6 protein-coding genes are annotated in these 6,722 nt (G+C 66.8%); 2 read left to right on the top strand and 4 right to left on the bottom strand.

Features of this window, described 5'->3' with window-relative positions; genetic code table 11:
- The 4 genes from BF95_RS19680 to BF95_RS19665 form a co-directional block, all read right to left on the bottom strand.
- Positions 1-2,599, bottom strand: a 2,599-nt coding sequence (locus BF95_RS19680; RefSeq protein ID WP_043153731.1) for an AAA family ATPase, incomplete at its 3' end; no start/stop codon positions are given.
- A 68-nt stretch (positions 2,600-2,667) separates the two neighbouring features.
- Positions 2,668-3,402, bottom strand: coding sequence for a DsbA family protein (locus tag BF95_RS19675; RefSeq protein ID WP_043153729.1), 735 nt, complete (start codon positions 3,400-3,402; stop codon positions 2,668-2,670).
- A 45-nt stretch (positions 3,403-3,447) separates the two neighbouring features.
- Positions 3,448-4,119 carry a thioredoxin domain-containing protein gene (locus BF95_RS19670; RefSeq protein ID WP_043153724.1) on the bottom strand — a complete coding sequence of 224 codons (672 nt, stop codon included), beginning with the start codon at positions 4,117-4,119 and terminating at the stop codon, positions 3,448-3,450.
- Between the two features lie 47 nt (positions 4,120-4,166).
- A complete protein-coding gene (locus tag BF95_RS19665) occupies positions 4,167-4,709 on the bottom strand; it encodes a DUF721 domain-containing protein (protein WP_043153727.1) in 543 nt (180 codons plus the stop codon).
- A gap of 25 nt (positions 4,710-4,734) precedes the next feature.
- On the opposite strand from BF95_RS19665, the gene BF95_RS19660 reads away from it, so the two are divergent.
- Complete coding sequence (locus BF95_RS19660) at positions 4,735-5,808, top strand: A/G-specific adenine glycosylase (RefSeq protein WP_043153726.1); 1,074 nt, start codon at positions 4,735-4,737, stop codon at positions 5,806-5,808.
- Positions 5,795-6,712, top strand: a complete 918-nt coding sequence (nudC, locus tag BF95_RS19655) for an NAD(+) diphosphatase (RefSeq protein WP_043153723.1) — start codon at positions 5,795-5,797, stop codon at positions 6,710-6,712. The genes BF95_RS19660 and nudC overlap by 14 nt, the downstream gene beginning before the upstream one ends.
- Positions 6,713-6,722 lie beyond the last annotated feature (10 nt).

Raw genomic sequence — 6,722 nt, 5'->3', positions numbered from 1 at the left:
CCGCCTGCGCGGCGCGGCCTTCGGCCGTGCGCAGGATCGCTTCCGCCTCATATTCCAGGCGGCGGGCGGTTTCGGCTGCCTCCGCCAGCGCGGCCCCTTGGTCGTCCAATGCGGCGATGGACTGCGCCAATAGGTCGGGCTGATCCTCGATGGTGGCGCGTTCGGTGGCGATCGCTTCACCGCGCGCGACCATGGCGGCGATGCGCTTGGCCGCTTCGCCAGCCCGCGCGCGCCAGCCCTTGATTTCCGCCTCGGCGGCTGCCTGCCGCTCGCGGTCGCTCGACAGGGCGCGATCGGCCAGGGCTTGATCGGCCTGCAACTGGCTGACGGCGGCACGTGCCTTCTCGCTCGCCTGCGTTAGCGCCGCGACCAGCGCTCGCGTGTCCGCCCCATCGGGCATCGCCATGCGCGCGGCCTGCGCCCTATCCAGCTCGGCCCGTGCCGATTCGCAATCGCGCCGCGCCTCGTCCAGCCGTTCCTCTATTCCTTCGCGCCGTCCCGATAAGCGCTCCAATGCCGTCGTCACCTCGTCGGCCGCACGCAGCGCGGCGCGCTGTTGCTGCTCCGCCTGCGTCAGTCGAGTGCGTCCCGCCGCCAGCGCATCGCTCGCGGCCTGTTCGGATGCCCGCGCGGCCTGCTCTGCGTCCTGCGCCGAATCGACTTCTGCGGCGGTGGCGGGGCGGGCGGCCATGATCGCCTCCAGCCGGTTGAGCCGGATCAAGCGTTCGGCTGCCGCCGCGCCGCCTTCGATCGCGACATAGCCGTCCCAGCGGCGCATCTGCCCATCGCGGGTGACCAACCGCTGGCCAACGCGCAACATCTGCCCCTCATCCTTTTCCGCAAAGCCGATCTGCGCCAGGCGACGTGCCAGTTCGGGCGGCGCGCTGATATGGTCGGCGAGCGACGCGCAGCCATCGGGCAGCGCCGGATCATCGGGCTGCGCCTGCGCCCCTGCCCAGCGACGCTTGCCCTCCGTTGCGATGGGGCTTTCTAGATCATCGCCCAAGGCAGCGGCCAAGGCGCGTTCATAGCCAGGCGCGGCTTTCACCTGATCCAGCGCGCGGGCGCGCCCGGCGGAACCACTATCAACGGCGCGGCGCAGGGCGACCGCTTCGCTGTCCAATGCCGCCAGCCCCGCGCGCGCGGAGGATAGCGCCGCTTGGGCTGAGGCCCGCTGTTCGGTGGCGGACTGTCGCAGGGTTTCCGCCTCGCGGATCACTATATCGGCGGCATCCCGGTCCAGGCCGGCCTGCTGTTGCCGCGCGACAGCCTCCTCGCGCTGCGCTTCCAACGGTGCCGCATCAGGCAGCGCAGCGGCTTCAGCGGCAAGGCGAGACGCCTCGCGCTCCGCCCGCTCCAACCGGGTGCGCGCAGCCACCAGCGCGGCTTCCGCGACGCGCAGTTCGGCCTGCTCGCCCGCCTGTTTCGCCATCGCCTTGGCCAGTTCCAACTCGGCATCGCGTGCGCCACTCTCGGCAGCCGCGATCCGTGCCGCAAAATCGGGCCGCAATGTCTCGGTCTCGGCGATCCGCGCCTTGAGTGTGCCAATCTCCGCCGTCAGCCGCGCAATCGCCTCGGCCGCGTCATTGGCCAGCGTCCCCTCCCGCACGCGATCCTCTTCCAGCCGCACCGCCTGCTGCGAAAGATCTTGCAAGCGCTGCACCACCGCATCGCGCTGCGTCCGCAGCGTCTGGAGTCTATGTCCGGCTTCGCTGGCATCCTCGCGCGCCTGCTGGGCGGCGGCGCGCTTGTCCGCCAATAGGGTAACGGCCTCCTGCGCTTGGGCCACGGCTGCGACTTGCGCCTGCTGCGCGATACGTACGTTATGATCGGCCTGTTTCGCTTCGGCGCGCGCGGCTTCCGCGCTGGCATTAGCCTCGCGCCAGCGCGCAAACAACACCCGCGCCTCGGCCACCCGGATCTGGTCGGACAAGCGGATATAGCGTTCCGCCGCTCGCGCCTGCCGCCGCAGGCTGTTGGCGCGAGCGTCCATGTCGATCAATATTTCGTCGAGCCGCGTCAGATTGGCTTCGGCGGCGCGCAACTTCTGCTCCGCGTCCTTGCGCCGCACATGCAGGCCCGCAATCCCGGCCGCTTCCTCCAGCATGGCGCGCCGTTCCTGCGGCCGGGCGGCGATTACGGCGGCGATCCGCCCCTGGCTGACCAGCGCCGGGCTATGCGGCCCGGTGGCGGCATCGGCGAAGATCAGCGCGACGTCGCGCGCGCGGACATCCTTGCCATTGGCCCGATAGGCGCTGCCCGCGCCGCGCTCGATCCGGCGCGTGACTTCCAGTTCGCCATCCGCGCCGACATCGACGGCGCTGAACAATTCGCCCTGTTCCTGCACCGTCAGCAGCGACACTTGGGCAAAGTCGCGCTGCGGTCGGGTCGCGGTGCCTGCGAAGATCACATCTTCCATGCCGCCGCCGCGCATCGACCGCGCGCTCGATTCGCCCATCACCCAGCGGATCGCTTCCAGCAGGTTGGACTTGCCGCATCCGTTGGGGCCAACGATGCCGGTCAGGCCCGGCTCGATCCGCAATTCGGTCGCATCGACGAAGCTTTTGAAGCCGGAGAGTTTCAACCGCTTTATCTGCACGGGATCGGACCGGGACGATGTCTCGCCCCGGCTCCCTCAACCGCCGATGTCAGCCCCCCGGCCGGCAATCAGAGTCCCGCTGCCTTGAGCTTGGGCTGGAGCGAGGCCCAGTTCGCGGCATTGTCGACCAGTACGCCATTGATCAGGAAGCTTGGCGTACCAGTGATCTGATATTGGCTGTTGGCCGTCTCTACGCCCTTCGCCAGTTTTTCAGCGGCGGCGATGTCGGCCAGGCATTGCTTAGCTTGATCGGCGGAGATGCCGCGTTGCTGGGCAAATTCAACCAAGCCCAAATCGCTCGCCAACTGTCCGAATCGCTGTACGGGTGGTGCGTTCATCACCGCTTGATAGCGCTCGTCGCCCATGGCCTGCACCTTGTCGAACATTGCGGTCTGGTTGGCAAAAAACTGCTCGGACAGCGGATAATAGATATCCTTGCCGCCGCAACGCGCCAGCAATGCCGTCGAAATGTCGATCGGGTCACGCACATAGGGGCGGAACTCGAAGCTCATTTTGCCGGTATCGACCAGCTTGTTGATTTCTTCCGACGCTTCGGCCGTGAAATCCTTGCAATGGCTGCACGTGTAGGAGCCGAATTCGACCAGTTTCACCTTCGCGGCGGGATTGCCCATCAGATAATAGCCATCCGGCGTTTCGGCGACCGTCTGCGACCAGCTGGTGCCAGCGGGCGGCGCGACAGCCGCGACCGGCTCTGCGGCCGACGTGGCGTTTTCCTCGCTCTTGCCGCACGCGGCGAGGGTCAGGCTGAGGGCGATAAGGGCAAGACCGGAAAAGGCTTTCACGACGGGCAAGGCTCCGATGATGGATGATTGAAAGGCGGGTCTAGATCAGCGCGAGGCTGGCGGCAATGCGGCCTGAAGGATGGACCAGGTCGATCCTTCGACCCGTATGCCGTTGACGGTGAAGCCGGGCGTGCCGGTGATCTTCACTTTGTTCCACGCATCATCGGTCATCGCCATCACCTGCTTCATGCCCATGGGACTGGCGATGCAGGCGTCCAGCTGCGCCGGCTTATAGCCGCGCTTGCCCATCAGCGTGTACAGCCCGGTCTTCTGGCCGATGTCGCGCAGCGCCGCGATCTGGTCGGTCGGCTTGGTCGCATCCCGATCATAGGTCTCGATGTGCGACATCCACGCATCCTGATTGGCGAACAGCGCTTCATGATTGCCCATGAAGCGGGCTGGACCACCGCAGCGCGCAAGCAGCGCGGCGGTCAGGTCATATTTGTCGCGCACGGCATTGCGCACCTCGACACTGACCTTGCCGCCTTGCACATAGCCGGTCTTGAGCGGTCCGCTCGCCTGTCCCACGAACTGGGCACAATGGCTGCAGGTATAGCTGACATATTCGACCAATTTGGTCGTGGCGGACGGATTGCCCATCACATGCCCGCCGACCGGCGAGATGACGACGCGGTTCACCCAGTTGGTGGCAGGCGCGGCAACCAGGGCGGTGGGCAGGGCGATAAGGGCGAGGGGCAGGAAGCGGGCAAAGGTCATGGGAGCAGGTTCCTGGCGGATGTCGGCTGAACGAAAGCGTAACGGCATCAGCCGATTTTGGGCGGGCCGCTGCTGTTGGCAAGCCCCTGCGCCAGCGATTCCAGCACGGTGCGCAATTCGGGATCGCCGATGCCACGCAATGAATCGCCCAGTTCGACGGGGATCGGTCGCAAATTGCGCGGTGGCGGGCGGCGTTCGGCGGTGGCAGGCAGGATATCGCCCTGCCGCATCGCCACCTTGGCGACGGCGGCATAGCCAAAGAAGCGGTTCACCCGCTCGATCATGTCGGGCAGCATATGCTGCACCATCGGTCCATGGCCGCTCATCACCGTCAGCTGCAATGTCCCGCCCGCCTTCTTGCCGACCGGGAAGCGAATCGATTCGGGCGCGGTGATCGCGGCATAATGGCTGCCGACGATCTCGGTCCAGCGGGTGACGATGCTGGACTGGACGAAGCCGAACTTGCGGAAAGCGGCGCGGCCGATGTCGGGCATCAGGTCGGCAATCTGGCGGCTCGCGCCGATCCGGGGCCGCTCGACGGGCAAGGCGGCGCGGCTTTTCACTTTCGGCACTGGGGGGCGTTCCGTCATGGCTCGCACCATGCATAGCGCCGCCATGCGCGTCGAGGGTAGAGAGTCAAAAATCGCGGGCGACCTGCTCGCCCATTACGATGTCCACGCCCGTCGCCTGCCCTGGCGCGCGCCGCCCGGGAGCAACGCGGCTGATCCCTATCGCGTCTGGTTGTCCGAAGTGATGCTGCAACAGACTACGGTGGCGGCTGTCGGTCCCTATTTCGCCAAATTCACCGAACGCTGGCCCAATGTCGAAGCACTGGCGGCGGCGGCGGATGCCGATTTGATGGCCGCCTGGGCAGGGCTGGGTTATTATGCCCGCGCCCGCAATCTGCTCGCCTGCGCGCGGGCGGTGGCGGGCGAGCATGGCGGACGATTCCCAGATACGGAGGATGGCCTGCGCGCGCTACCGGGCGTGGGTGCCTATACTGCCGCTGCGGTTGCCGCCATCGCCTTTGGCCGCCGCGCCGTGGTCGTGGATGCCAATGTCGAGCGGGTCGTCGCCCGGCTGTTCGCGATCACCACCCCGCTACCCGCTGCCCGTCCAGCGATCCGCGCGGCGGCGGATAGAATCACGCCCGATGCCCGCGCCGGGGATTTCGCCCAGGCGATGATGGATTTGGGCGCGACCATTTGCACCTCGCGCAATCCCGCCTGCGGCATCTGCCCCTTGCGCGCCGATTGCGCCGCCGTCCTGACCGCCGATCCAGCCGCCTTCCCGGTCAAGGCCGCGAAAAAGGCCAAGCCGCATCGGCTGGGCCACGCCTTCTGGATCGAGCGGGCGGATGGCCATGTCTGGCTGATGCGTCGCCCGGACAAGGGGTTGCTGGGCGGTATGCGCGGCTTGCCCGGATCGGCATGGAACGACGCGCCTGATCCGACGCCGCCTTTCGCGGGACCATGGCGGAGGCTGGAGCCGCCGGTCGCCCATGTCTTCACCCATTTCTCGCTGGCATTGACGGTTCATGCGATCCAGGTGAATCAAGATCATGTGCCGAAGGACACGGGCGAATGGTGGCCGATCGATCGACTGGCGGAGGCGGGATTGCCCACCCTGTTCGTTCGTGCGGCTGAAACCGCAATAAGAGAAAAGGAGGCCAGCGATGCACGGCACTAATCCAGCGAGTGAGGCATTGCCCGGCTTCGTCGGCGGCACGATCGATCGCGTCGATCATATCCGTTCCAACCCTGCCAAGCTGGCGGACACCTTTGCTGATCCGGCCGCGCGATTGCTGGTGCTTGATGGGCTGGAGCCGGTCGAGGTGGACGGCCACCTGCTGCTGGAGCCTTTGAAGCCAGACGCCCATGTTGCAGATCACGTCCTGCTCGGCATCGACCCTGCCGGACAGCCGATTTTCGCGCGATTGGTCGCCGATCTTGGCCCCAACCTCATTCCTACCCCGCGCAGCCGCGCCATCGCCGGACTGGTGCCAGCGGCGGAGGTCGCGCTCTACGGAACCGCGCGCAGCCTGGTGCATTGGCATGCCCGCCATCGCTTTTGCTCGGTCTGCGGCGGGCCGACCCAGCCGGTCAAGGCAGGCTGGTCGCGGCGGTGTGACCTTTGTGCCGCCGAACATTTTCCCCGCACCGACCCGGTCGTCATCATGCTGGCGGAATATCAGGGTCGGGTGCTTGTCGGGCGACAACATGCCTGGCCGCAGGGACGCTATTCGGCTCTGGCGGGCTTTGTCGAACCCGGCGAAACGATCGAGGAAGCCGTCGCGCGCGAACTGTTCGAGGAAGCCGGCATCCGTGTCCGCGACGTGCGCTATGTCATGAGCCAGCCTTGGCCCTTCCCCTCCTCCCTGATGATCGCCTGCATCGCGCAGGCGGACGACGACGCGCTGACGCTCGACCCGACCGAGATAGAGGATGCCTTTTGGTGCGACGCCGCTGCCGTTCGCAGGGCGATAGCGGAGGAACAGGACGCACCTTTCCTCGCGCCGCCGCGCATGGCGGTCGCCTGGCACCTGCTCGACCGATGGCTGGCGGGCGTTGCTCCCATGGGCGCAAGCGCGTAAGGCCACAGGC

The organism is Sphingobium sp. Ant17, from assembly GCF_000588875.1.
In the GTDB taxonomy this organism is placed as follows: domain Bacteria; phylum Pseudomonadota; class Alphaproteobacteria; order Sphingomonadales; family Sphingomonadaceae; genus Sphingobium.
This window is presented reverse-complemented; position numbering and strand designations above follow the sequence as displayed.